The 23531-nt window shown below is 74.0% G+C and carries 26 protein-coding genes and 2 tRNA genes; 16 read left to right on the top strand and 12 right to left on the bottom strand.

Going from position 1 to position 23531, the window contains the following annotated elements; all coding sequences use genetic code 11:
- Positions 1-24: 24 nt before the first annotated feature.
- On the bottom strand, positions 25-402 hold the full coding sequence (locus tag IU369_RS16870) for a hypothetical protein (RefSeq protein ID WP_217922145.1): 378 nt from the start codon (positions 400-402) through the stop codon (positions 25-27).
- The gene (locus tag IU369_RS16865; protein ID WP_217922144.1) at positions 399-1550 is read right to left on the bottom strand and encodes a hypothetical protein; all 1152 of its coding nucleotides are present in this window, start codon (positions 1548-1550) and stop codon (positions 399-401) included. Before IU369_RS16865 ends, IU369_RS16870 begins: the two co-directional genes overlap by 4 nt.
- A 126-nt stretch (positions 1551-1676) precedes the next feature.
- Here IU369_RS16865 and IU369_RS16860 point away from each other — a divergent pair, with 126 nt between their 5' ends.
- Genes IU369_RS16860 through IU369_RS16850 form a run of 3 tightly spaced genes read left to right on the top strand, consistent with a single transcriptional unit; the run spans position 1677 to position 3169 of the window.
- Entirely contained in the window at positions 1677-2018 is a 342-nt protein-coding gene (locus IU369_RS16860; protein WP_217922143.1) for an ArsR/SmtB family transcription factor, read from the top strand.
- 3 nt (positions 2019-2021) lie between these two features.
- On the top strand, positions 2022-2534 hold the full coding sequence (locus tag IU369_RS16855; RefSeq protein ID WP_217922142.1) for an SRPBCC family protein: 513 nt from the start codon (positions 2022-2024) through the stop codon (positions 2532-2534).
- Positions 2534-3169, top strand: a complete 636-nt coding sequence (locus IU369_RS16850; protein ID WP_217922141.1) for a dihydrofolate reductase family protein — start codon at positions 2534-2536, stop codon at positions 3167-3169. Before IU369_RS16855 ends, IU369_RS16850 begins: the two co-directional genes overlap by 1 nt.
- A gap of 40 nt (positions 3170-3209) precedes the next feature.
- Here IU369_RS16850 and IU369_RS16845 read toward each other — a convergent pair.
- The 5 genes from IU369_RS16845 to IU369_RS16825 form a co-directional block, all read right to left on the bottom strand.
- Positions 3210-3282, bottom strand: a tRNA-Thr gene (locus tag IU369_RS16845).
- 651 nt (positions 3283-3933) lie between these two features.
- A complete protein-coding gene (locus IU369_RS16840; protein ID WP_217922140.1) occupies positions 3934-4587 on the bottom strand; it encodes an HtaA domain-containing protein in 654 nt (217 codons plus the stop codon).
- Between the two features lie 86 nt (positions 4588-4673).
- Positions 4674-5711 (bottom strand): AAA family ATPase, encoded by a 1038-nt coding sequence (locus tag IU369_RS16835; protein WP_217922139.1) that lies wholly within the window; start codon positions 5709-5711, stop codon positions 4674-4676.
- A complete protein-coding gene (gene tmk / locus IU369_RS16830) occupies positions 5708-6319 on the bottom strand; it encodes a dTMP kinase (RefSeq protein ID WP_217922138.1) in 612 nt (203 codons plus the stop codon). Before tmk ends, IU369_RS16835 begins: the two co-directional genes overlap by 4 nt.
- Positions 6316-6495: a hypothetical protein gene (locus tag IU369_RS16825; protein WP_217922137.1), complete on the bottom strand. Its 180-nt coding sequence runs from the start codon at positions 6493-6495 to the stop codon at positions 6316-6318. The genes tmk and IU369_RS16825 overlap by 4 nt, the downstream gene beginning before the upstream one ends.
- Before the next feature lie 96 nt (positions 6496-6591).
- Between IU369_RS16825 and IU369_RS16820 the strand changes: the two genes are divergently transcribed.
- Entirely contained in the window at positions 6592-7551 is a 960-nt protein-coding gene (locus IU369_RS16820; RefSeq protein ID WP_246551295.1) for an NAD-dependent epimerase/dehydratase family protein, read from the top strand.
- Here IU369_RS16820 and IU369_RS16815 read toward each other — a convergent pair.
- A complete protein-coding gene (locus IU369_RS16815; RefSeq protein WP_217922135.1) occupies positions 7493-8287 on the bottom strand; it encodes a tyrosine-protein phosphatase in 795 nt (264 codons plus the stop codon). The genes IU369_RS16820 and IU369_RS16815 overlap by 59 nt on opposite strands.
- A gap of 84 nt (positions 8288-8371) precedes the next feature.
- Here IU369_RS16815 and IU369_RS16810 point away from each other — a divergent pair.
- The 8 genes from IU369_RS16810 (at position 8372) to IU369_RS16775 (ending at position 16324) form a co-directional block, all read left to right on the top strand.
- Positions 8372-8444, top strand: a tRNA-Ala gene (locus tag IU369_RS16810).
- Between the two features lie 166 nt (positions 8445-8610).
- Complete coding sequence (locus IU369_RS16805; RefSeq protein ID WP_217922134.1) at positions 8611-10287, top strand: choice-of-anchor D domain-containing protein; 1677 nt, start codon at positions 8611-8613, stop codon at positions 10285-10287.
- A gap of 302 nt (positions 10288-10589) precedes the next feature.
- Positions 10590-11741 (top strand): NAD(P) transhydrogenase subunit alpha, encoded by a 1152-nt coding sequence (locus IU369_RS16800; protein ID WP_217922133.1) that lies wholly within the window; start codon positions 10590-10592, stop codon positions 11739-11741.
- Entirely contained in the window at positions 11738-12067 is a 330-nt protein-coding gene (locus tag IU369_RS16795) for an NAD(P) transhydrogenase subunit alpha part 2 (RefSeq protein ID WP_217922132.1), read from the top strand. The genes IU369_RS16800 and IU369_RS16795 overlap by 4 nt, the downstream gene beginning before the upstream one ends.
- Positions 12067-13473 (top strand): NAD(P)(+) transhydrogenase (Re/Si-specific) subunit beta, encoded by a 1407-nt coding sequence (locus tag IU369_RS16790; RefSeq protein WP_217922131.1) that lies wholly within the window; start codon positions 12067-12069, stop codon positions 13471-13473. The genes IU369_RS16795 and IU369_RS16790 overlap by 1 nt, the downstream gene beginning before the upstream one ends.
- A 169-nt stretch (positions 13474-13642) precedes the next feature.
- Positions 13643-15340 carry an electron transfer flavoprotein-ubiquinone oxidoreductase gene (locus tag IU369_RS16785; protein WP_217922130.1) on the top strand — a complete coding sequence of 566 codons (1698 nt, stop codon included), beginning with the start codon at positions 13643-13645 and terminating at the stop codon, positions 15338-15340.
- Between the two features lie 4 nt (positions 15341-15344).
- On the top strand, positions 15345-15992 hold the full coding sequence (locus tag IU369_RS16780; RefSeq protein ID WP_217922129.1) for a hypothetical protein: 648 nt from the start codon (positions 15345-15347) through the stop codon (positions 15990-15992).
- The gene (locus IU369_RS16775; protein WP_217922128.1) at positions 15989-16324 is read left to right on the top strand and encodes an META domain-containing protein; all 336 of its coding nucleotides are present in this window, start codon (positions 15989-15991) and stop codon (positions 16322-16324) included. The genes IU369_RS16780 and IU369_RS16775 overlap by 4 nt, the downstream gene beginning before the upstream one ends.
- Here the strand turns inward: IU369_RS16775 and IU369_RS16770 are convergent.
- Both IU369_RS16770 and IU369_RS16765 read right to left on the bottom strand, forming a co-directional pair.
- Positions 16321-18546: a SpoIIE family protein phosphatase gene (locus IU369_RS16770; RefSeq protein ID WP_217922127.1), complete on the bottom strand. Its 2226-nt coding sequence runs from the start codon at positions 18544-18546 to the stop codon at positions 16321-16323. The genes IU369_RS16775 and IU369_RS16770 overlap by 4 nt on opposite strands.
- A complete protein-coding gene (locus tag IU369_RS16765; RefSeq protein WP_217922126.1) occupies positions 18533-19042 on the bottom strand; it encodes a gamma carbonic anhydrase family protein in 510 nt (169 codons plus the stop codon). Before IU369_RS16765 ends, IU369_RS16770 begins: the two co-directional genes overlap by 14 nt.
- 90 nt (positions 19043-19132) lie before the next feature.
- On the opposite strand from IU369_RS16765, the gene IU369_RS16760 reads away from it, so the two are divergent.
- The 4 genes from IU369_RS16760 (at position 19133) to IU369_RS16745 (ending at position 22184) form a co-directional block, all read left to right on the top strand.
- The gene (locus IU369_RS16760) at positions 19133-19636 is read left to right on the top strand and encodes a c-type cytochrome (RefSeq protein ID WP_217922125.1); all 504 of its coding nucleotides are present in this window, start codon (positions 19133-19135) and stop codon (positions 19634-19636) included.
- 64 nt (positions 19637-19700) lie between these two features.
- Positions 19701-20069: an STAS domain-containing protein gene (locus tag IU369_RS16755; protein WP_217922124.1), complete on the top strand. Its 369-nt coding sequence runs from the start codon at positions 19701-19703 to the stop codon at positions 20067-20069.
- 4 nt (positions 20070-20073) lie between these two features.
- Positions 20074-21336 (top strand): serine--tRNA ligase, encoded by a 1263-nt coding sequence (gene serS / locus IU369_RS16750; RefSeq protein WP_217922123.1) that lies wholly within the window; start codon positions 20074-20076, stop codon positions 21334-21336.
- A complete protein-coding gene (locus IU369_RS16745; protein ID WP_217922122.1) occupies positions 21333-22184 on the top strand; it encodes a PfkB family carbohydrate kinase in 852 nt (283 codons plus the stop codon). The genes serS and IU369_RS16745 overlap by 4 nt, the downstream gene beginning before the upstream one ends.
- Here IU369_RS16745 and IU369_RS16740 read toward each other — a convergent pair whose 3' ends face one another.
- Together IU369_RS16740 and IU369_RS16735 are read right to left on the bottom strand one after the other, a co-directional pair.
- Positions 22185-22613 carry a transporter associated domain-containing protein gene (locus IU369_RS16740; protein ID WP_246551546.1) on the bottom strand — a complete coding sequence of 143 codons (429 nt, stop codon included), beginning with the start codon at positions 22611-22613 and terminating at the stop codon, positions 22185-22187.
- A complete protein-coding gene (locus IU369_RS16735; RefSeq protein WP_217922121.1) occupies positions 22538-23512 on the bottom strand; it encodes a hemolysin family protein in 975 nt (324 codons plus the stop codon). The genes IU369_RS16740 and IU369_RS16735 overlap by 76 nt, the downstream gene beginning before the upstream one ends.
- Between the last annotated feature and the right edge of the window lie 19 nt (positions 23513-23531).

Raw genomic sequence — 23531 nt, 5'->3', positions numbered from 1 at the left:
GGAGCCGCCCGGATCAGGTGTCGGTCAACTCTCGTCCCACGCTTCGACCACGAGCCATTCGTCGGGTGGGCAGTCGCGGGCGGCCGGACGGTCGATCACGGTCCGTCCACTCCAATCCTCCCCGAGCATGTCGCCCGAGCCGTGTACCCACGGATCGCGAGCCTCCGGCGGGCCATCCTCGATCGCCGGAAGGAGGTGTCGGGCGGGCGCGGTGTACCGGTACGGGTAGCCGTTGCCGCCGAGGTTGAGCGCGCGGCCTTCTCGCACGAGCGCATCGATCCAGCCGAGGCCACCGGAGCCCGTCTGCCAGACGGCGATCCGCGCTCCCCTCTCCGTGTCACCCGTGGCGGGTGCCCGGCGATCAGCCGCCTGGCGGCTGACACTGACGTGCCACCCGATCACCCAGGATCGGGGCTGCGGGGTGGTGTCGGCTCCTGGACTGAGCGCTCGAGGCACCAGTCGAGCGTCGCGATCAACTCCTCCGCGGAGGCCTGCTCGACGACCAGCGAGAGGGGGAAACTCGGCCGTTTGCCGAGCCGGTCGCGGGGGATGCTCACGCCCGGGATCGCTTCGAGGCGATCGGCGAACGCCTCCTGCATCTCGGTGCGGTCGAAGGGCGGCTGCATGTGCTGGAACTGGACCTCCACCGAGCCCGAGCTCCAGAAGCCGAGGGGGTAGAAGCGGCGTCCGTCAGGGACGTCGCGAATGGGGATGAGCGAGCCGGCTCGGATCCCGCGCCCGAACCAGAGCCGCAGATCGCGGGCACGGAAGGCGGAGATCAGCCAGACCATGCGCTCGGCCTGGAGCCGGCCTCCCTTCGCGGCGAGGTCCTCCAGGAACGACGCCTCGTCCCACTGCCGTCCCGGGGTGCCCCCGGCGCCACGGGTCGAGGCCATCGCGGTGCGGCCCACCGGTCGCGTGACGAGCGTCGACCGCCCTCCGGGTTCGCTGAAGCGGCGTAGCTCGACCGCCCGGACCTCGCAGAGCTCCATCTGCGCGTCCAGGAATTCGACGATCCGCTCGAGCTCGGTCGGTATCCGGTCGGCGAGGAAGACGAGCCGCAGGCGCCCCGCGCGAAGATTGGACTCCACCCGGCCCCAGAAGACCTCTGGTTCCGCGTCGGGGCCGAGCAGTCCGATCAGCGCGTCGGGATCCGTCGCCTCGACCTGGCCGCGCAGGTCCGATGCCCGCCAGCTGGCCGCCGCTCCGGCGGCGTAGTCGAGCATCTGCCCGACGACCTCGCGACGAAGCCGGGTGTCGGTGGAGCGCTTCACCTCGACGAGGGTCGGCACCCCCTCTCCGTCGAGGAGGAGGTGGTCGACCGACCAGCGCAGGGACCCGTCGAGCGTCTCGGCGATCCCCTGCTCCCGGGCGACGAGGAGCCAGCGGGACGTGCCCTCCTCCGAGAGCGCGGCGGCGATCAAGCGCGGGTGCCGAGCGACCAGGGCCTGGAAGTCGTCCTCGCTCGCGAACGGCGCCTCCGTCAGCTCCGCGAGGGACTCCCCTCCGTCGAGGAGGAACACCCCGCCTCCCTGGAGGTCGATGCTCACCGGCCCGACGCTACACGGACCCGCGGCGGGGAACTCGCGTGCCGCCCCCGATGCCATGGTCGCCTCCGCCACGAATCATCGGATCCCACGGGTTGACGCATGCCGATATGAGAATATGATCAGCGCATGGCACGGGCCGCGACCACCTCCGACGTCTTCAACGCGATCGCCGAGCCGCAGCGGCGGCAGATCCTGACGCTGCTGCGGGCGGGTGAGCGGCCGGTGACGGAGGTGGCCCGGGAGCTGGGGACGACCCAGCCGGGGGCGTCGAAGCACCTGCGGGTGCTCCGGGAGGTGGGGCTGGTGCGGGACCGCCGGGAGGGGCGTCAGCGCCTGTACCGCCTCGACGCCCGTGGGCTGCGGCCGCTTCATGAGTGGACCGGCGGGTTCGAGCGGTTCTGGAACGAGAGCTTCGACCGCCTCGACGCGTACGTGCAGGACCTCGAGCAGACTCGACGGGAGGGGTGAGGGATGGCGGCGACGGGACGGGACGCGCACGTGCAGGCGCCGTCGGCGACGGCGGACCGCGAGATCGCGATCGACCGCGTCATCCCGGCGCCGCGGGAGCTCGTGTTCGCGGCGTTCACCGAGGTCCGGCACCTGTCGCGGTGGTGGGGGCCGGAGGGGTTCACCACCACCACGCAGGCGTTCGCGTTCCAGGTTGGCGGGGTGTGGGAGTTCACGATGCACGGGCCGGACGGGACGGACTACCCGGAGTGGATCACCTGGACGGAGATCACCCCGCCGGAGCGGATCGTGCTGCGCCACGGTGAGTCCCGCGACGACCCGGACGCGTTCACGTCGGTCCTCACCTTCACGCCCGACGGCGTCGCGACGCGGATCGAGATGGTCACGGTGTTCCCCACGAGGGAGCTGCGCGACGTGGCCGTGGAGAGGTACCACGCGGTCGAGGGCGGCCGGCAGACCCTCGCCAACCTGGCGGCCTACGTCACCGAGACACGCGGGATCGGGGCGGGGGACTGATGGCCGGGAAGGTGTTCTTCAGCGTCTCGATGTCGCTCGACGGGTTCGTCGCGCCCGAGGAGCGCGCGGACGACCCGGACCGCCGCCGCTGGACGGCGCAGTGGATGGAGTTGCAGCAGTGGATCCTCCCGCTCAGGTCCTTCCGGGAGAGGCTGCGGCTCGGCGACGGCGGCGAGGAGGGGCGCGACGACGACATCCTGCGGGAGACGTTCGCGCGCACCGGCGCGAGCGTGATGGGCCGGCGGATGTTCGACCTCGGCGAGGGGGCGTGGCCGGAGGAGGCCCCGTTCCACACGCCCGTCTTCGTGCTCACCCACGATCCCCGTGACCCGTGGGAGCGGCCGGGCGGGACGACGTTCCACTTCGTCGACGACGGCATCGCGGTCGCGCTCGACCGGGCCCGCGCGGCCGCGGGCGACCGGGACGTCCGCATCGCCGGCGGCGGGGCGACGATCCTCCAGTACCTGAACGCCGGTCTCATCGACGAGTTCACGATCGCGCTCTCGCCCGTGCTCCTCGGCGCGGGGACCCGCCTGTTCGAGGGCGTCGACGCGACCCGCGTGGCCCTCGAACCGGTCGACGCCGAGCCGACCGGGAGGGTCACCCACCTGACCTACGCCGTCCGGGAGCGATGAGCGGAACCGTCCCGGGTAGAGACCCCGCCACCTGAGGGGAAGCCGACGCGCGGATTCGAACCGCGGACCCCTTCATTACGAGTGAAGTGCTCTACCAACTGAGCTACGTCGGCCCGGGGGCCCGTGAAGGCCCACGACCCCGAAGCCTAGCGAGCCGGGCACCCCGATCGGAAGCCCCCTCGAGACGTTCCCTCCCAGACCTTGACGCGGGTCCCGGAAGGGGCCATGGTCGATGCAGAGATCGTGAGCGGCGCCGCTCCATCCAGTGCCCCGCTTGCACGGTCGAACCGCGGGAACGGGATGAGGACGGGATGCACAGGCGACAGCAGGTCGACCGCGCTCCATACGTCACCCTGAGGGGCAACCCACGGGGGATCCTGACGGTCGCGCTCCAGAGCGCTTCGCGGTCGAACGGAGCACCTCGCCCGGACGACGTCCCGACGATGTCGCGTCTCCCAGCGCGCGCCACGATGCGGCGCACCCCGTACGGACCACCACGACCACGTGGCCGGACGATCAACGCCCGGACGGGCGGTTGGCCGCGGGGAGGTGACGGCCTCTGGACACGGCGATAGAGGGCGGTCCGTCGCTCTGAGCCCCGCTCGGGGCGAGGGGCCGTCCGTCTCCACCAGCTGAGGCGCCGCCGCCGGGGCTCCGGGAACGTGACGCTCCGGAGGTGACGTCGCTCCACACGAAAGAGGGGCCGCGGGCGTTCAAGGTGCGCCGCGGCCCCTCGTCTCGTGTGGGGTCAGGCCGTCAGGTGCTCAGACGCCCTTCGTGTACGTGTGCGCCGCCACCGTCGCGGACCCGATGACCAGGCCCTCCGCGAACGGGGTGCCGCCATCGCCGAACGCGCCGTTCAGCGCCGCCGCGGCACCCGCGGTCAGCTTCAGCGTCACGCCCGACAGCTTGATGTAGCGCTTGCCGGCGTCGACCTTCAGGTTCGCGAGGTCGAGGGAGAACAGGTCGGCGCGGTCGCCGCCGTTCTTCGCCGTCCCGACGAGGCCGGACAGGCTCGGCGAATCGTCGATGTCGATGAAGTACCGGCTCAGGTAGACGGTGGTGCCGTCCTTCGTGAACTTCAGCCCGCCGGAGTGGCGGATCTGCCCGGCGAGGGTCGTCGCGTCGACGACGCCGAACGAGATCGGGAAGCTGATGCCCTTCGAACCGGCGTAGGCGTTGCCCGACGGGGCGACCGAGATGCCGAGCGACGTCAGCGCGGCCGCGGCGCCCGGGTCGAGCGCGACGGTCGTCGCGCCCTTGTAGAGCAGCACATCCGCCTGCGCCGCCGGGGCGGCGGGGGGAGCGGGCTTGCCCTTCGTCGCCATCGCGCCCGGGACGAGCATCAGGGCGGCGGCGGTGAGGGCGGCCGCGGCGACGGCGACGAGCAGCCGGGGGCGACCGAGAGTGGACCTCATGGGAGGGACCTCCAGGGGAGTGGACGGGTCGCCTGCGACTACGAGACGACCCCTCCCGCCGGTTGAGGCGCCGTCGCGCCCGCCCCTCAGAACCCGAGGCGCCCCGGCCCGACCAGCCGCCCGTGGGCGCCGTGACGCGCCTCGTCGAGCCGCACCAGCAGCGCCTCCGCGGCGAGCTCCACCCGCGGGTTCAGCTCCAGATCCGCCCGCGACACCTGGATCTCCGCGACGGCGCGCTCCAGGAACGGCAGGCGCTCCGGCACACCCACCTCCCGCAGATCGTCGAGCCGCTCCACGTGGCGGACCGCCCGCTCCGCCCCCACCGCGACCGCGAGGGCGTCCGCGGCGGTCGCCGCCGCCGCGTCCAGCACCTGGGTCCAGCCGTCCGTGACCATCCGCCGGCGCTCCCGCTTCTCCTGGTCCTCCGCCCGCTTCACCGCCGTGCGCTCCCCGCGCTTGCCCTCCAGGCCCGCCGCCTCCGCCCGCAGGCGCACCAGCTCCTCCGACGGGTTGCCGTCCGCGGCGCCCTCCATCCGCGACTGGATCGCCTGCACCACCGCCGCCGGCGCCGTCGCCCGCCCCGCCAGCGCCGTCAGGGCGAAATCGACGCCGATGCGGTGCATCTCGGACGCGAACGGGTCCATCTGCTCCATCGCGTGCCGCCAGCCCAGCGAGCGGAACGGCACCGGCAGGCAGCGGGAGCGGATCGTGTCGAGCAGGTCCGACGGGTGGTCCGTCACGACGATGATGTGCGACCGCGGCGGCGGCTCCTCCAGCGTCTTCAGCAGCCGCGACTCCTGCTCGCGCAGGCGCTCGATGTCGAGCACGATCATCACGCGGCGGCGCATCACGCTCGGGCGGCCCGCGATCTGGGACAGGCCCTCCTCCAGGTCGCGCAACAGGATCTGCTGGCCCGTCGCCTCGATCACCGTCAGGTCCAGGGCGCGCGCCGTGCGCTCGTGCACGCCCTCCGGGTCCATCAGCGACCACGCCGCCTCCCGCGCCGCCGCGCGCTTCCCCGTCCCCGGCGGGCCGAACAGCAGCAGCTGCTGGGGGGCGTCGTCGCGCGCGAGCACGGCCCGCAGGATGCGCTGCGCCAGCGGCTGACCCGGGATCGTGATCACGCCAGCACCGCCACGGCGTCCCGCACCCGGGCGTGCACCTCGTCCGGCGTGCCGCGGCCGTCGACCAGGCGGACCCGCTCCGGGAACCGCCCGGCGAGCTCCCGGTACCCCTCCGCCACGCGGGCGTGGAACCCCTCGCCCTCCGCCTCGATGCGGTCCGGGGCGGGCTTGCGGCGGGCCGCGGCGAGGGGGCCCGGCACGTCGATCACCACCGCCAGGTCCGGCAGGCACCCGTCGACCGCGGACCGGTTCAACTCCCACACCGCGTCGATGCCGAGGCCCCGCCCCGCCCCCTGGAACGCGAGCGACGAGTCGACGAAGCGGTCGCTCACCACCCAGGCACCCCCCGCGAGCGCGGGACGCAGCACCGCCCGCACGTGCTCGGCCCGCGACGCGGCGAACAGGTGCACCTCGGCGAGCAGGGTCATCGACAACGACGGCGCCGCCAGCACCACGTCGCGGATCAGCTCGCCGACGGGGGTGCCGCCCGGCTCGCGGGTGCGCAGCACCGTCCGGCCCGCGGCCTCCAGCGCGTCCGCCAGCAGACCCGCCTGGGTGCTCTTGCCGCTGCCGTCGACGCCCTCCAGGGCGATGAAGCGGCCGCTCACCAGGGGTGGACCTGCAGCGCGGTCGCGACGACGCCCGCCACGATCGCGAGGCAGATGCCCCGGCCCGCCCACCTCACCCACGGCGGCGGCGTCAGCACCACGCGGTGCACGTCGGCCTCCTCCGCGAGCCGCGCGTAGACGCCGGGGCGGCGGGGTTCCTCGTCGGGAACGGTCACCGTACGGCCGCCCGCGGCGCCTTGCCGTTCACGGGAGCGTGATCCACACTGCCCCTCGTTTCAGGAATGGCCCTCACACGTCCGAAAGGTAACAGCGTGAGCACCGCACTCATCACCGGCGGCGCAGGGTTCATCGGGTCGAACCTCGCCGACGCCGTCCTCGCCGACGGCCGCGCGTGCCACATCGTCGACGACCTCTCGAACGGCAAGCGCATCCGGCTCCCCGCGGACGCCGAGTTCCACGAGCTCGACATCCGCCGCGCCGACGACCTCGTCGCCGTCGCCACCGCCGCGAAGCCCTCCGTGATCTTCCACCTCGCCGCGCAGGCCGACGTCCGCCGCGCCCTCGACGACCCCGCCTTCGACGCCGACGTCAACGTCATCGGCACCATCAACGTGCTCGAGGCGGCCCGCGCCGTCGGCGCCCGCGTCGTCTTCGCCTCCACCGGGGGCGCCGGGTACGGCGAGTACCCCGAGCTCCCCGTCCCCAGCCCCGAGACCTCCGCCACCCGCCCGCTCTCCCACTACGGGATGAGCAAGATGGCGGGGGAGGGGTACTGCGGCCTCTACGGGCGGCTCTACGGCGTCCCCGCCACGGTGCTCCGCCTCGGCAACGTCTACGGCCCCCGCCAGGACCCCCACGGGGAGGCCGGCGTCGTCGCGATCTTCTGCGGCAAGGTCCTCGACGGCGACCGCCCCCGCATCTTCGGCGACGGCCTCCAGACCCGCGACTACGTCTACGTGGGCGACGTCGTCCGCGCCTTCCTCGCCGCCGAGGCGGGCGAGCCCGGCGAGACCGTCAACATCGGCACCGGCACCGAGATCACCGTGCTCGACCTGCTCGAGGGCCTCGGCTACGAGGGCGACCCCGAGTTCGCCGACGCCCGGCCCGGCGAGCTGCAGCGCAGCGCCCTCGACAACGCGAAGGCCGCGGCGCTCTACGGCTGGCGGCCCGAGACCTCGCTGCGCGACGGGCTGCGCCTCACGTACGAGTCGGTCATCGCGGCCCGGCAGGCGCCGGACGCCCGCCCCCCCGGGGCGTTCGCGACGACGTGATCCGGGGCGGCCGCACCTGGCCGCCCTCCAGGATCGCCGCGGGGCCCTCGTCGACCATCCACGAGAGCGTCTGCGGGTGGACGTCGATCGCGTCGGCGGCGGCCTGCAGGCCGGGACCGATCTCCGGCCCGCGCCACGGCCCCGCCGAGTGGGCGTCGGATGCGATCAGGTGCGCCGCGCCGCCGGCCAGCAGGATCCCGGCCGTACGCCGCGCCGCCGGGCCGTGGTCACCGAGGAACGACCCCGCGGTGAGCTGCACCAGGGCGCCGCGGCCGATCACGTCGCGGATGCGGTCGGGGGACCGCTGGATCGCGTCGGCCCGCTCGGGGTGCGCGAGGATCGCCCGGAAGCCGCGGATCTCGAGGTCGCGGAGGATCTCCCCGAGGCGGAGGGGCCAGCCGAGGAACGGCATCTCCAGCAGGAGCCACTCGCCCCGCCCGCCGAGCGTCGACATCGCGAGGTCCGCATCGTTCATCCGCGGCAGGTGGTCGAGCGCGATCTCGGCGCCCGTCGTCACCTTCAGCCCGATCTCGGCCTCGCGCAGGGCGGCCGCCAGGTCGCGCACGCCGGAGTGCACGCGGGGGGGATCGGTGGGGTACCCCGCGATCATGTGGGGGGTGCAGACCATGGTGCGGGTGCCGCTCTCCCACGCCGCCCGGGCCATCGCGACGGAATCCCCCATGGTGGCGGGGCCGTCATCGACGCCGGGGAGCAGGTGGGCGTGGAGATCGATCACCCACCCAGGGTAGCGCCGGGGTCCGCTGTCCCCACCACCGGGCTGACGTGCGGGCGGCGGCGCGATACAGTCCCCGGCGGACCGGGGGGATTAGCTCAGTTGGGAGAGCGCCTGGATCGCACCCAGGAGGTCAGCGGTTCGAATCCGCTATCCTCCATCCCGTTGACGAGAAGCCCTGCAAATGCAGGGCTTCTCGTCGTTTCGGGGCCCTGACGCGCCGACCGGGGGCTCGCGCCGGGCCGCCGGGATGCCGATGGGCGGGGGCGCCACCGTGTTCCACCCGTGCCACCTCGTGGCGGGCCGCCTCCTGCAAGGAGTCCCACATGCCCGTCGCCCCCCGCCGCCCCGGCGCGCCGCGCCGCCGGCACCTCGCCGGCGCCCTGCTGGCCCTGGCGCTCGCCGCCGGCGTCCCCACCGCCTCCGCCGCGCCGGGCGTCGTGTGGACCAACTACAACGCGATCGGGCGCGCCGACCTCGACGGCGCGAACGCCGAGCAGGACTTCATCGCCGGGCAGACCTACCCCCGGGGCATCGCCGCGGACGACGACTTCGTCTACTGGAGCAGCAACGACACGAACCGGATCAGCCGCGCACGGCGCGACGGCACCGGCATCGAGGCCGACTTCATCACGGGGGTCGACGGCCCGAGCGGGCTCGCGATCGACGCGACCCACGTCTACTGGGTGAACACCGGCGACGGCACCATCGGGCGCGCCGACCTCGACGGCACCGATGCCACGCAGGCGTTCATCAGCACCGGCCGGTACTCCATCAGCGGCCTGGCGGTGAGCGGGACCCACGTCTACTGGACGGACTACAACTTCCAGGCGATCGGCCGGGCGGCCCTCGACGGCACCGGCGCCGACCTGGCGTTCATCTCCACCGGGACCGCCTCGCTCGGCGTGGCGGTCGACGGCGGCCACGTCTACTGGGGGAGCAGCATCAGCGGGGTCCGCTCCATCGGCCGCGCGGCCCTCGACGGCAGCGGCGTCACCCCGGGGTTCATCCCGCTGACCTCCCCGGTGAACTACCTCGCCAACGACGGGACGCACGTCTACTGGGCCGAGTACACGGCGAACCGGGTCGGGCGCGCCGGCGCCGACGGCACGGACGTCGACGAGGACTTCATCCCCGGCGCCCCCGGCCCCACCGGCGTCGCCGTGGTCCTCACCGACCCCGTCGCCGTCCTCGCCCCGGCGGCCGGCGCCTTCGCCGACCGCGCCCCGGGGACCACCTCCGCCGGGCGGACGTTCACGGTCACCAACACCGGCACGGGTCGCCTCACGCCGGGCTCCGCCGCGATCACCGGCACCGACCCCGCGCAGTTCGCCGTCGTGGCCGACGCCTGCTCCGGCCGGGTGCTGCCGGCCGGGGCCGCGTGCACCGTGGAGATCGCGTTCGGACCCTCGTCCGCGGGCGCAAAGTCGGCGGTCCTCACGGTCCCCGGCAACGGCCGGACCTCGCCCGTGGTCGCCGGCCTCTCGGGCACCGCGACCGCCCCCGCCGTCCCCCCGGCGGTCGCCCCGGCGCCGGTGACGGCACCCGCCCCCGCACCCGCGCCGGACGCCGGTCAGTCGCCGACGGCCCTCGGCGTCGCCGGCGTGAACGTCGCGGTGAGCGGTCCGGGCACCCTCGCCAGCACGGTCCGCGCGACGATCGACGGCCGGACCGTCACGATCCCCGCCGCCGAGACCGCGGTCGCCGCCGCGGGCGCGGTGCGCGTACGGCTCGTCCTCCCCGCCCGGGTCCGGGCGCGGCTCGCCGCCGCCGGACGCGTGCGGATCAGCGTCACGAGCGTGCTGACCGGGCCCGACGGCGGCCGCACCACCGCGTCGCTCGCGACGATCCTGCGCGCCCCGCCGAGCCGCGTCCTGCCCGGCCACTGGATCGGGCGCGTCCTCGGCCCCTGGGAGCACGTGCCGGCGATGGGCGCCGCCACCCGCGCGGCGCTGCGGTTCACGACCGGCGGCACGCTGCGGAGCGCCCGGGTGGTGCGGTAGCGCCCGGCCGCCCGCGGGGGTCCCGCGGCGACCGATCCCCGCGCGCCGCCGCCGCGCCGGGTAGGCTCTCGGCCCACGTCGGGGGCGCCGCGTGACGATCAACCTCGAAAACCACGGGGTTTCGTCCCGATGCCCTCCGATCGCCGCAACGGCCTGTGCTTCCGTGCGTTGACGGATTCGCACGCCGTACGGTAGAAACCTGCACCCTCGTCAGCGTCCCGGGATCCCACACTGTGTCGACCAGCTCTCCACCCGCCCCAAGTGACGGGGCCGAAGCCACGCGCGCGCCGCTGACCATCGGCGTGCCCGCGGAGACCCTCGACGGGGAGCGGCGCGTCGCGCTGACCCCCGCGGTTGTCGCCGCGATCGAGAAGCTCGGGGCCTCCGTGCTCGTCGAGTCGGGGGCCGGAGTGGCCTCCGGCTTCACGGACGCGGCCTACGAGGAGAAGGGCGCCCGCATCGGCACCCGCGACGAGGTGCTCGCCGCACCCGTCGTCGCCTGCGTGCGCGTCCTCGGCGGTGACCCCGCCAGCCCCGACCTCGCCAAGATGCACGCCGGCCAGGTCGTCGTCGGCATGGCGGCGCCGTTCGCGGCGCCCGCCGTCTCCGCCGCGCTCGCCGAGAAGGGCGTCACCCTCCACTCGCTGGAGCTCGTGCCCCGCACCACGCGGGCGCAGTCGATGGACGTCCTCAGCTCGCAGGCCAACATCTCCGGCTTCAAGGCCGTGATCATGGCCGCGACGGCGCTCCCGAAGGTCTTCCCGCTGATGACGACCGCCGCCGGCACCATGGCGCCCGCGCGGGTGTTCATCGTCGGCGCCGGCGTCGCCGGCCTGTCGGCCATCGCCACCGCGCGTCGCCTCGGCGCCGTCGTCGAGGCCTACGACGTGCGGGCCGCGGCGAAGGAGGAGGTCAAGAGCCTCGGCGCCAAGTTCGTCGAGTTCGACCTCGACACCGGCCAGGGCGAGGGCGGCGGGTCCGGCGCCTACGCGACCAAGATGACCGACGAGCAGATCGCGAAGCAGCGCGAGCTCATGACGAAGGTGGTCGCCCGCTCCGACGTGGTCATCACGACCGCGCAGGTGCAGGGCGCGACCGCCCCGGTGCTCGTCACCGAGGACATGGTCCGCGCGATGGCCCCCGGGTCCGTCGTGGTGGACCTCGCCGCCGAGCAGGGCGGCAACGTCGAGCCGAGCCGGCCCGGCGAGACGGTCGACATCGACGGCGTGTCCGTCATCGGCCCGGTCAACGTGCCGTCGCAGGCCCCGAACCACGCGAGCCTGATGTACGGCAAGAACGTCGCCAACTTCCTCGCGCTGATCGTCTCCGGCGGCGCCGTCGCGCCCGACCCGGACGACGACATCGTGAACCAGAGCATGGTCAGCAAGGACGGTCGCATCGTCAACGACAGGGTGCAGGCCGCCCTGGGCGCCGAGGAGGGCGTCACCTCATGAGCAGTGACGTCATCATCACCAGCCTCTTCATCTTCATGCTCGCGGCCTTCGTGGGCTTCGAGTCGATCCGGCGGATCCCGAAGCTCCTGCACACGCCGCTCATGGCCCTCACGAACGCCCTGTCGGCGATCGCGCTGGTCATCTCCATGGTCATCCTCGGCCAGGGCCACACGACCTACGCCCAGGTGCTCGGCTTCATCGCCGTGGTCGCGTCGTCCATCAACCTCGTCGGCGGGTTCATCATCACGGACCGCATGCTGAAGATGTTCAAGCCGCGTGAGCGGACGCCGAAGCCCGAGGCCGGCGTCGAGGACGGGGTCGCCTGATGGACCGCATGAACTGGATCCAGCTCGCCTACCTCGTCGCGGCCCTCGGGTTCGCGCTCTCCCTGAAGTGGATGTCGCAGGCCTCCACGGCCCGCCGCGGCGTCCTCGCCGGTGAGATCGGCTTCGGCATCGCGATCGTCGCGACGCTCTTCTGGCCCGACATCACGGGCACCGGCTACGTCCTGATCGCCGTCGCCCTGCTGATCGGCTCCGCGATCGGCGTCCCGCTCGGCCTGCTGGTCCCCATGACCGCCATGCCCCAGCGGATCGCCCTGTCGCACGCCTTCGGCGGCCTCGCGGCCGGCCTCATCGGCATCGCGCACTTCTTCCTCGAGCGCGAGCACTTCTCCAAGTTCGACCTCGGCGTCATCGGCATCGAGATCGGGCTCGGGATGCTCGTCTTCACGGGGTCCCTGATGGCCGCGGGCAAGCTGCAGGAGTGGTTGCCGCAGCGACCGATCGTCTATCCCGGCCAGAACCTCGTGAACGCGGGCGTCCTGGCCATCGCCGTCGGCCTGATCATCTACCAGGTGTTCAACCCCGACCAGGACTGGGCCGTCCCGGTCATCGCCGCCCTCGGCCTCGTGTTCGGCGTGTTCCTGATCATCCCGATCGGCGGCGCCGACATGCCGACGGTCATCGCGCTCCTCAACGCCTACGCCGGCCTCTCGGCCGCGGCCCTCGGCTTCGTGCTCGACAGCAAGCTGTTGATCGTCGCCGGCGCCCTGGACGGCGCGTCCGGCCTGATCCTCGCGATCATCATGTGCCGCGCCATGAACCGCTCCTTCTCGAACGTCCTCTTCGGCGCGTTCGGCGCGACCGACGCCGTCGGGTCGGGCGAGGGGCAGGAGCAGGGCACCTACCGCTCCGCCTCCGTGGACGAGGCGGCCGACCTCATGAAGATCGCCTCGTCGGTGGTCATCGTCCCGGGGTACGGGATGGCGGTGGCGCAGGCGCAGCACAAGGTCCGCGAGCTCGCGGACGCCCTCGAGAAGGAGGGCGTCGAGGTGCGGTTCGCGATCCACCCCGTCGCCGGCCGCATGCCGGGGCACATGAACGTGCTCCTCGCGGAGGCCAACGTCCCCTACGAGCAGCTGCTCGACATGGACGAGATCAACGGCGACTTCCCGCAGACCGACGTCGTGCTGGTGCTCGGCGCCAACGACGTGGTCAACCCGGCCGCCCGTCACGACAAGGGCAGCCCGATCTACGGCATGCCGATCCTCGACGTCGACAAGGCCCAGACCGTGTTCGTGGTCAAGCGGTCGATGCGGGCCGGCTTCGCGGGCATCGAGAACGAGCTCTTCTTCAACGAGAAGACCTCGATGGTGTTCGGCGACGCCAAGTCGGTCGTGACGGAGCTGACCAACGAGGTCAGCGGCCAGCGGGACGCCATCTCCCTCTGAGCGTGCCGCGCGGCGACGCGCCGGCCGGGGGCGACCCCGGCCGGCGCTCCGCGCGCCTCCCCGTCCGCATGCCGGACGACGCCCCCGCCCGCGGGGTGGGCCATTCGTACCCGGCCACGGCGGGTAAGATCGCGCAAGTCCTCGTTCCCGACGCCAGCGAGCCCGCCGCATGAGCACCCTCCCGGCCGACTACCCGCCGCCCTTCCAGCCGTCCGACCACATCGTCCCGCCGGCAGCGGCCGAGGACGAGCGGATCGACGTCGGCGTCCTGATCGTCGGAGCGGGCCCCGCGGGCCTCGCGACCGCCGTCCGTCTTGGGCAGCTCCTCGGTGACGACCCCGAGCTGATGGAGCAGCTGGGCGAGGTGCCGATCGCCGTCGCCGAGAAGGGCAAGACGGCCGGCTCGCACCTGCTGTCGGGCGCCGTGATGCGGCCCGGCCCGATCCAGGAACTCTTCCCGGACGTCGCCGCCGACGACATCCCGCACTACGGCTCCGTCACCGGCGAGTCCGTCTACTTCATGCGGCCGAAGTCGAAGATCCGCATCCCGACCCCGCCGCAGATGAAGAACCACGGCAACTGGGTCGTCTCGATCAGCAAGCTGGCCCGCTGGATGGGCGAGCAGGCGGAGGAGCTCGGGGCCTTCATGCTCCCCGAGACCGACTGCCAGAAGCTCATCATCGACTCCGGCCGCGTCATGGGCGTCGTCACCGGCGACAAGGGCCGCGGCAAGGAGGGCGAGCAGCTCTCCGCGTTCGAGCCCGGCGCCGAGGTCCACGCCCAGGTGACGGTCCTCGCCGAGGGCACCCCCGGCCACCTCACCGGCGTGCTGCGCCGCCACTACGACCTCGACCGCGACGCCACCCAGAGCTGGGAGCTCGGCGTCAAGGAGGTCTGGCAGGTCGCGAAGCCCCTCGACAAGGTCATCCACACGCTCGGCTGGCCGCTGCGGATGCAGACCAAGTACCGCGAGTACGGCGGCTCCTGGATCTACCCGATGGGCGACGACATGGTCTCGCTCGGGTACGTCATCGGGCTCGACTACGCCGACGCCACGCTGTCCGCGCACGACCTGCTGCAGGAGTTCAAGACGCACCCGCTGCTGCGCGAGATCCTCGCCGGCGGCAAGCGCCTCGCCTGGGGCGCGAAGACGATCCCCGGCGGCGGCCTCTGGGGCCTGCCGAGCCGCCTGCACGTGCCCGGCGCGGTGATGGTCGGCGACTCCGCCGGCTTCGTGGACATGATGGCCCTGAAGGGCGTCCACCACGCGATCCACTCCGGCAAGCTCGCCGGCGAGCAGATCTACGCGTCCCTCAAGGAGGGCAAGGCCACCACGCCCGCCGGCCTCTGGGGCTACACGAAGGCCGTCCAGGACTCCTCCATCTGGAAGGAGCTGTGGAAGGTCCGCAACATCCGCCCCGCCTTCCAGAAGGGCTTCATCTACGGCGGCATGGTCCACGGCATGGCGACGGCCTCCTTCGGCCACCTCCCGCGCAAGCGCGTCAAGTCGAAGACCGACGCCCGCGAGCCGGTGTTCGTCGGCAACCGCCAGGCGAAGTACCCGAAGCCCGACGGCGAGCTGATCTTCGACAAGCTCTCGAGCGTCTTCGCCAGCGGCAACGCGACCCGCGACGACCAGCCGAACCACATCCGCCTGCAGCGCGACGTCCCGACGGCGCTCGCCACCACCTGGGTCTGGATGTGCCCCGCGAAGGTCTACGAGATCGACGAGGACGCGCCGCAGAACGGCACCGTCACGGTCAAGGTCAACCCGTCGAACTGCGTGCAGTGCGGCGCGATCACCGCCAAGGGCGGCCGCCTGACGCCGCCCGAGGGCGGCAGCGGGCCCGAGTACACGATCACGTGACCGCATGAGCACGGCTCCACACCCGACGGCGCGCGGCCTGCTGGTGTGGATGCAGTCGCACCCCGGCCGCCTCCGCGATCTGCTCGACCGCGAGGCGGCGGGGGAGGACGACCTCGCGCCCGCGGGGGACCCCGCCGTCCGCGCCCACCTCGGGTTCGTCGCCGAGGCCCTCGCCGCGAACGCCGCACCCGCGGCGGCGCCGGCCCTGGAGCGCTTCGCCGCCGGCCTGCCGGCGCTGCTCGCCGCCCGCGAGGACGACGTCGACGCCGAGATCCGGCGGGTCGGCGAGGCGCACGCCTTCGAGGTCGACCTGCAGTTCGGCGCGGAGGCGCAGGACGACCCGGCGATGCGGTCCACCCTCGACCGCCGTGTCCGGGTCGCCGCGTGGACGCGCGTGTTCCTCGACGGCCTCGACGACGCGCGCGAGGGGCACGCCCCCGTCGCGGGACCCGTCCTCGCCTGGATGGGGGCGCGCCAGACCCGCCTCGCCGACACCATCTTCGCGATGGACCGCCAGGCCAAGCAGGCCGAGATCGACCGGGGCGGCCCCGACGCCGTCGCCAGCCCCGAGGTCGTCAACCGCATCGGCCAGGCGGCGATGCTGCAGGCCCACACCCGCTTCCTGGTGGAGGCGCTCGCGGAGCACCTGTGACCGGGGGCGACCCCCTCGCCGGCGCGTGGGTGGTCGTCGCCGTCGGGGGGACGCCGGTGCCGGAGGGGGGCGAGCCGCCCTCCCTCGTCTTCGACGGCGCCGGCCGCGTGTCGGGGAGCGGCGGCGTCAACCGCCTCGCCGGCCCCTACGCCGTCGACGGGGACGTGCTCACCGCCGGTCCCCTCATGACGACCCGCATGGCGGGTCCCCCCGGATGGAACGACCTCGAGGTGCGGCTCCTGGCGGCGCTGGAGCGGCCCCTGCGCATCACGGCCGGCGGCGACCGCCTGACGCTCGGCGACGTCGACCTCGTGCGGGCCCCCGCCGCCTAGGGCACCCGGCGCACCACGGCGACGGCGACGTCGTCGCTGAGGCGCCCGCCCGACCAGTCGCGCGCGCGGGCGTGGACGGCCCGCGCCAGCGCCTCCGGCGTCCCGCCGCGGGCGGCGAGGAGGGCGTCGCGCAGGCCGGCCTCGCCGAACTCCCGCCCCTGGCGGCGCGCCTCGATCAGGCCGTCGGTGTAGAGCACCAGGCACGCCCCCGCCGGGAACGCCTCGATCCCCTGGTGGTACGTCTGCCCGGGGAAGACGCCGCACGGCGGGTCGGGGTCCTCGAGGGTGCGGTACCCGCCGCCGGGTTCCAGCAGCACCGGGGGCGGGTGGCCGGCGCTGCACCAGCTCACCTCGCCGACGTCGGTGTCGACCACCGCGAGGACGAGCGTCACGAGCGACCCGTCGGCCATCCGCGGGCACAGCAGGTCGTTCAGCTCGCGCACCAGGCCGGCGGGCTCGTGCTGGTGCTGGCTGAGCGCCTCCGCCATGTACCGCACCATCGCCGTCACGCCGGCGGCCTCGACGCCCTTGCCGGAGACGTCCCCGACGAGGACCGCGAGGCGGCCGTCGCAGAGGGGCCAGGCGCTGTAGAAGTCGCCCCCCACGAGGGAGCCCGCGGCCGGCTGGTAGATCGCGGCGAGCTCCAGGCCGTCGATCCGCGGCAGCTCCTCGGCGATCAGCGCCTGCTGCAGCGTCTGGGCGATGTGGCGCTCCTGCTCGAACTGCAGCGCGTTGCGCAGCGCCGCCGCGGCGTGGCGGGCGAGCGCCGTCACCAGGCGGACCTCCCGCTCGCCGAACTCGCGCGGCGACAGGCAGTTGAGGCTGACCATGCCGAGCACCCGGTCACCGTGGACGAGGGGCACGAGCATGAACGACCGGATCCCCTCCGGGCCGGTGATGCGGGTCGAGATGCGGTCGTCCACCGCCGTGTCGCCGCAGACGAAGGGCCGCCGGTCCGCCATCACCCTCCCGACGGTGCCGACGCCGGTGCGGAACGTCATCTTCGCGACGGTCGCCTCGGAGAAGCCCCGGGTGGCGACGGGGAGCACCGCACCACGGGCGTCCACGCTGAAGACGGCGCTCTTCTCGCAGCCGGGGACGAGGGCGTGCGCCTGGTCGAGCAGGTGCTCGTGGATCTCCGGGGCCGTCATCGCCGACGCCAGCAGGTGCGCCGCCCGCGAGAGCGCGACCTCCTCCTGGGCGCGGCGCTCCTCCCGGGCGAGCAGCTCGGCGCGCTCCGCCGCCAGGCGCCGCGCGTCGGTGAGCGCCGTCCGCGCCGTCGTCACGTCGGTGAGGATGTCGACCCGCCCGACGATGCGCCCGTCCCGGTCCCGCACGGGGCTGGAGCTGTGCTCGATGGCCCGGCCGTCGACCGTCTCGACCTCGTGCAGCGCCTCGCCCGCCGGGTCGTCGTGCGCGGCGAGCACCCGCGCCGCGTAGTCCTCGGGGTTGGTGAACCTCCACTTGATGCGCTCGGCCACCAGCCCGCGCATGGACTGCCCGACGAGCGGGTCGAGGGACAGGCCGAGGATGTCGGTGGCCGCCTCGTTCGCGACGGACAGGCGCCCGCGGACGTCGGTCACGATGACGCCCATCCGCGTGGAGGTGATGACGCCCTCCAGCGTCTGCCGGTTGCGCGCGCTGCGCGCCGCGAGCTGGTGGTTGCGCGCCGTCAGGGCGATCTGGGGCGCGAGTCCCGCCAGGGTGTCGGCGGCACCCCCGGGCAGCGGCGCGTCGCGCGACAACGTCACGAGCGCGACGGCGCCGATCACCTCGCCGCGCGGATCCGCCACGGGCACCGCCAGCCCGCCCGCGTCGGCCAGCAGGCGGTGCAGGGCACCCGCCGGGCCGCCGGCGTCGGCGACGGCGGCGAGGCGCTCCAGCGCGGCGGGCTCCGCCGCGACGCGGGGCCACGACACCGGCGCGCCCGCCGCCACGGCCGCGTCGGCGAGGCCGATGACGTCCGGGCCCTCGCCCGCCAGGAGGGGCGCGAGCGACTGCGCGGCGGCCGAGGCCCCCAGCCGGAGCCCGCGGACGACGGGGTCGGCCCCCGTCTCGTCGGCGACCTGGACCATCACGAGGTCGACGGGGAAGATCTCGTGCACGCGCTCGGCGATCTCCCCGAGGGCGACGGCGAGGTCGTCGGCCGCGACGGCGGCGAGCCGGGTCAGCCAGCGGGCCGGGTCGACCGCCCCGCGTACGCCGGGTTCACCGATCGCCACGGTGCACCCCGATCATCGCGACGTAGCGGGCCGCCGCGCCGAGCAGCCCGCGCCGCTCGTCGTCGGTCGTCGCGCGGACCACCCGCGCCGGCACCCCGACGGCCATCGAGCCGGGCGGGATCCGCACGCCCTCGGGGACCACCGCGCCGGCGCCGACGATCGAGCCGGCGCCCACCACCGCCCCGTTCATGACGATCGCCCCCATGCCGACCATCGACCCGTCCCCGACGGTGCAGCCGTGCACCACGGCCAGGTGGCCCACCGTCACGTGGTCCCCGACGCGGCACGGGAAGCCGGGGTCGGCGTGCAGCACCGCGCCGTCCTGGACGTTGCTCCCGTCGCCGACGGCGATGTCCTCGGTGTCGCCGCGGATCACGGCCCGCGGCCAGACGGAGGCCCCGGCGCCGAGCCGGACGCGGCCGATGACCTCGGCCGCCTCGTGCACGAAGGCGCCGGGTGACAACTCGGGCTCGTGGCCGTCGAGTGCGCGGATCACCGTGTACCCAGGGTACTCGGGTTCCCCTCCCCGGTGGGATGGATGACCCCGGATGTCCGGACGCGCGTTGTCTTTGGGGGTCCGCCGCATATGATCCGTCCCGTCGACGCCGAGCGAGCCGGGGGTGAGATGGTGCGCAGGTCCTGGATGGCCATTCTGTTGGTAGTCCTCATCGCGGCCACGGGCCTGCTGGCGGGGTGCGTCGAGAGCAGCGAGGAGGAGGCCCGGACCCCGTCCGACGCCGCCACCGTCGCGAACAGCGCGCTCCAGACCGACTCGGACGGCGAGTTCATCACCGCGCCGGCGGAGACGGCTCCGGCCGCCCCCGGCGGCGGGACCGACACCGCGGGCGGCGGCGGCGAGGCCGCCGGTGACGCCGCGGCGGGTCAGGAGGTCTTCGCGACCAACTGCAGCGGGTGCCACCTGAACAACGGGCAGGACGCCGGCGGCGTCGGCCCGCAGCTCGCCGGCGGCGGCCGCGACGCGGCCCTCGTCGAGACGACGGTCGTGAACGGCAAGGGCGCGATGCCCGGCGGCCTCGTCAGCGGCACCGACCTCGAGAACGTCGTCGCGTACGTCGTGAGCATCCAGTAACTCCCGTCACGTCGCCCGGGGCCCGCGTGTGCGCGGCCCCCGGGCCGGGGGTACCATCAGCCCCATGAGCCTGGACGTCACGACCGAGACCCGCGACGGGGTCACACTCGTCATCCTCGGTGGCGAGCTGGACATCTACACGGTGGCCGGGTTCCGCCAGTACCTGGAGGGCATCGACGCCGTCGCCGCCCCCCTCGTCATCGACCTGACCGACGTCAGCCTGCTCGACTCGTCGGGCCTCGGCGCCCTCGTCAGCCTGCTGAACCGGGTACGCGCGGGCGACGGCCGCCTCGGCCTGATCTGCCCCCACCGGCGGCTGCGGCGCGTCTTCGAGATCACCGGCCTCCGCCGCGCGTTCACCTTCGGCGACGACCTCGAAGGGGTCCTCGCGGGCCTCGCCGAGGGTCCCGCGTCATCACCCGCCACCACCTGAGGCCATGCTCGACCTGAAGCTGATCCGCGCCGAGCGGGACCGTGTCGGCGCCAACATCGCCCGCCGTGGCGGGGGCGCCGACCTCGACGGCCTGCTCGGCGTCGACGAGCAGGCCCGCGCCCTGCGGGTCCGCGTGGAGGAGACCCGTGCGGAGCGCGCCCGCCTCTCGAAGGGCGTCGGCGAGGCGCGGCGCAGCGGGGCCGACAGCAGCGACCTCGAGGCCGCCGCCCGCGGCCTCGGCGAGGAGCTGTCGCGCCAGGAGGAGGAGCTGCGGCGCCTGGAGGGCGAGCGCGACGTCCTCCTCGCCGGCCTGCCGAACCTGGCGGAGGACGCCGCCCCCGACGGCGGGGAGGACGACGCCGTCGAGCTGCGGCGCGTCGGGGACCCCCCGGCGTTCGGCTTCCCGGTGCGCGACCACCTCGACATCGGCGTCGCCGCCGGGATCATCGACATGGAGGCGGCCGCACGGGTGTCGGGCGCCCGCTTCGCGTACCTCCTCGGCCCGCTCGTGCGGGTGCAGATGGCGCTCGTCGCGCTCGCGCTCGACCACGTCGAGGCGGCCGGGTTCACGCCGGTGATCCCGCCGGTCCTGGTGCGCGAGGAGGCGATGTACGGCACCGGGTTCTTCCCGACCGACCGCGCCTCCATCTACGAGACCGCCGAGGACGACCTCTACCTCGTCGGGACGTCCGAGGTCCCCCTCGCCGGCCTGCACGGCGACCAGATCCTCCGCGAGGACGAGCTGCCGCTGCGGTACGGCGGCGTCTCGACGTGCTTCCGCCGCGAGGCGGGGGCCGCGGGCCGCGACACCCGCGGCATCTTCCGCGTGCACCAGTTCGACAAGGTCGAGATGTTCTCGTTCGTGCTGCCCGAGGACTCGGCCGCCGAGCACCAGCGCATCCTGGCCGTGCAGGAGGAGATCATCCGCGCGATCGAGGTGCCGTACCGGGTGATCGACATCGCCGTCGGCGACCTCGGCGCCCCCGCGGCCCGCAAGTTCGACTGCGAGGCGTGGATGCCGGCGCAGGGGGCGTACCGCGAGGTCACGTCCTGCTCGAACTGCACCGACTACCAGGCGCGCCGCCTGCGCACCCGGGTGAAGCGCGGATCGGCGACCGAGACGGTGCACACCCTCAACGGCACCGCCGTCGCCGTGGGCCGCACGATCATCGCGATCCTCGAGAACCACCAGCGCGAGGACGGCTCCGTGGCGTTGCCCGCCGCGCTCGTCGCGCGCGGCGCCCCCGCCGAGATCCGGCCCCGGTGAGCCCCGTCACGCGCCCCCGGGTGGCGGTCGTCGGCCACCTCGAGTGGGTCACCCACGGCCGGGGCCCGATGCCCCGCCCCGGGCGGATCACGTACCTCGCGGACCCCTTCGACGAGCCGGCCGGCGGTGGGGGCGTCAGCGCCTCCCAGGTGCCGAAGCTCGGGGCGGAGTGCCTGTTCTTCACCGCCCTCGGCGCCGACCACTCGGGCGACAGCGCCCTCGCGCGGCTCGAGGCCGAGGGCGTCACCGTCCTGGCCGCCCGGCGCGCCGAGCCCCAGACGCGGGCCCTCAGCGCCACCGACGAGGACGGCGACCGGGCCATCGCCGTGATCGGCGGCCCCATGTCGGCCCGCATCGAGGACGCCCTTCCGTGGGACGACCTCGCCGGCTGCGACGCCGCCTACTTCACCGGTCACGACTCCGCGACCGTCGCCGCCGCCCGCCGCGCCACCCACCTCGTGGTCCCGACCCGGCGGCTCACCCAGCTGATCGAGAGCGGCGTCCGCGCCGACGTCCTCGTGGCGAGCGACAGCGACCCGACCGAGGCCGTCGACCCCGCCACGCTGCCCGTCCCGCCGGCCGTCATCGTCTGGACCGAGGGCGCCCGGGGTGGCCGGTACCTCACCGACGACGGCCGCGCCGGCCGCTGGGACCCGGCCCCGCCGCCCGGCCCGGCCGTCGACAGCTACGGCTGCGGCGACTCGTTCGCCGCGGGCCTGACCGTCGGGCTCGCCCGCGGCCTCGACCTCGACGACGCCCTCGCCCTCGGCGCCCGCTGCGGGGCCGCCTGCCTCACCGGCCGCGGGGCGCTCTCCGCCCAGCTCGTGGAGTCCCCGCCGCCGGCCTGATCAATCGCCGGGGTCGTCCTCGTCGGCCTCGGCGGGGGTCTCGTCCCGCTCCTCCGCCGGCTCGATGGCGACGAGCACCACCCGCGTGCCGCGGGTCGCCTCGACGGTGAGCTGCCAGCCGTCCGCGGTGACGCTGTCCCCCGTCCGGGGCAGGCGGCCGAGCCGGGTGAAGACCAGGCCGCCGACGCTCGTCACGGTGTCGTCGATGAGCTCCACGCCGTGGTCGGCGAGGTCCTCGATCGGGACGTGGCCGCGCACGATGAGGCGGCCGTCGGGGAGCTGGTCGACGGCGGGTGCGCGGTCGCGTTCGTCATCGATCTCGCCGACGATCTCCTCGATCACGTCCTCGACGGTCACAACGCCGGCGAAGTCGCCGTACTCGTCGAGCACCACCGCGACCGAGGCGCGGCGCGCCTGGAGCTGGCGCAGCAGGTCGTCGACCGGCTGGGTCTCCGGGACGAACAGGGCGGGCCCGACGAGGCCCCGCACGGGGTGTCCTCACCGCTCTCCAACAGGCCGCGCGCGAGCTGGCTGAGGTGCACGATGCCGAGCACCCCGTCGCCGTTCAGCACCGGGAAGCGGCTGTGCCGGGTGCCGAGCGCCTGGGTCAGCGCCGTCAGGACCGGTTGGTCGGCGACGAGCGTGGTGACCTCGGGACGCGGGGTCATGATGTCGCGGGTGAGGCTCGCCTGGAGGCCGAAGACGCCCTCCAGCATGTCGGCCTCCTCCGGCTCGATCGCGCCGCCCTCCTCGCTCTGGGCGATGAGGATCTGCAGGTCCTCCGGCGTCGAGGCGAGCTCCCGCTCGCTCGCCGGCTCCACGCCGAGCGCGCGGACCAGGGCGTTGCCCGCGCCGTTCAACAGGAAGATGAAGGGGGAGAAGACCCACCGGAACCACTCGAGGGGGCGCGCGATGCTGAGGGCCGTCGGCTCGGCCCGCTGGATCGCGACGGTCTTCGGCGCCAGCTCGCCCACCACGACGTGCAGGACCGTGATGATCGCGAACGCGATGATCACCGCGGTGAGGGTCGCGCTCGACTCGCCGAGCCCGATGCTCTCGAGGGCCGGCTCGATGATGTGCGCGAACGCCGGCTCGCCGAGCCAGCCGAGACCCAGGCTGGCGAGGGTGATGCCGAGCTGGCACGCGGCGAGGTAGCGGTCGATGTGCCGCACCTGCTCGCGGGCGAGCACCGCGCTGCCGCGACCCTGCTCGGCCAGCTGGTCGAGGCGGGTCATCCTCGCGCGCGCCAGGGAGAACTCCGCGGCGACGAAGAAGCCGTTCAGCAGCACCAGCAGGAGTGCCGCGACGATCTGGACCGTGTTCGTCAACGGCCCGGGGAGAGGTTCA

The sequence above is a fragment of the Miltoncostaea oceani genome, from assembly GCF_018141545.1.
Classification (GTDB): domain Bacteria; phylum Actinomycetota; class Thermoleophilia; order Miltoncostaeales; family Miltoncostaeaceae; genus Miltoncostaea; species Miltoncostaea oceani.
Note: the sequence above shows the minus strand (reverse complement) of the source record. Positions and strands in the feature narration are given on the sequence as shown.

Bases quoted from the DNA above. Each gene is read 5' to 3' on its own strand.
- IU369_RS16860 (WP_217922143.1), top strand. From the start codon at position 1,677: ATGGCACGGGCCGCGACCACCTCCGACGTCTTCAACGCGATCGCCGAG.
- IU369_RS16790 (WP_217922131.1), top strand. From the start codon at position 12,067: ATGGACCGCATGAACTGGATCCAGCTCGCCTACCTCGTCGCGGCCCTC.
- IU369_RS16785 (WP_217922130.1), top strand. From the start codon at position 13,643: ATGAGCACCCTCCCGGCCGACTACCCGCCGCCCTTCCAGCCGTCCGAC.
- IU369_RS16850 (WP_217922141.1), top strand. From the start codon at position 2,534: ATGGCCGGGAAGGTGTTCTTCAGCGTCTCGATGTCGCTCGACGGGTTC.
- serS (WP_217922123.1), top strand. From the start codon at position 20,074: ATGCTCGACCTGAAGCTGATCCGCGCCGAGCGGGACCGTGTCGGCGCC.
- IU369_RS16795 (WP_217922132.1), top strand. From the start codon at position 11,738: ATGAGCAGTGACGTCATCATCACCAGCCTCTTCATCTTCATGCTCGCG.
- IU369_RS16855 (WP_217922142.1), top strand. From the start codon at position 2,022: ATGGCGGCGACGGGACGGGACGCGCACGTGCAGGCGCCGTCGGCGACG.
- IU369_RS16760 (WP_217922125.1), top strand. From the start codon at position 19,133: ATGATCCGTCCCGTCGACGCCGAGCGAGCCGGGGGTGAGATGGTGCGC.
- IU369_RS16755 (WP_217922124.1), top strand. From the start codon at position 19,701: ATGAGCCTGGACGTCACGACCGAGACCCGCGACGGGGTCACACTCGTC.
- IU369_RS16780 (WP_217922129.1), top strand. From the start codon at position 15,345: ATGAGCACGGCTCCACACCCGACGGCGCGCGGCCTGCTGGTGTGGATG.
- IU369_RS16840 (WP_217922140.1), bottom strand. From the start codon at position 4,587: ATGAGGTCCACTCTCGGTCGCCCCCGGCTGCTCGTCGCCGTCGCCGCG.
- IU369_RS16805 (WP_217922134.1), top strand. From the start codon at position 8,611: ATGCCCGTCGCCCCCCGCCGCCCCGGCGCGCCGCGCCGCCGGCACCTC.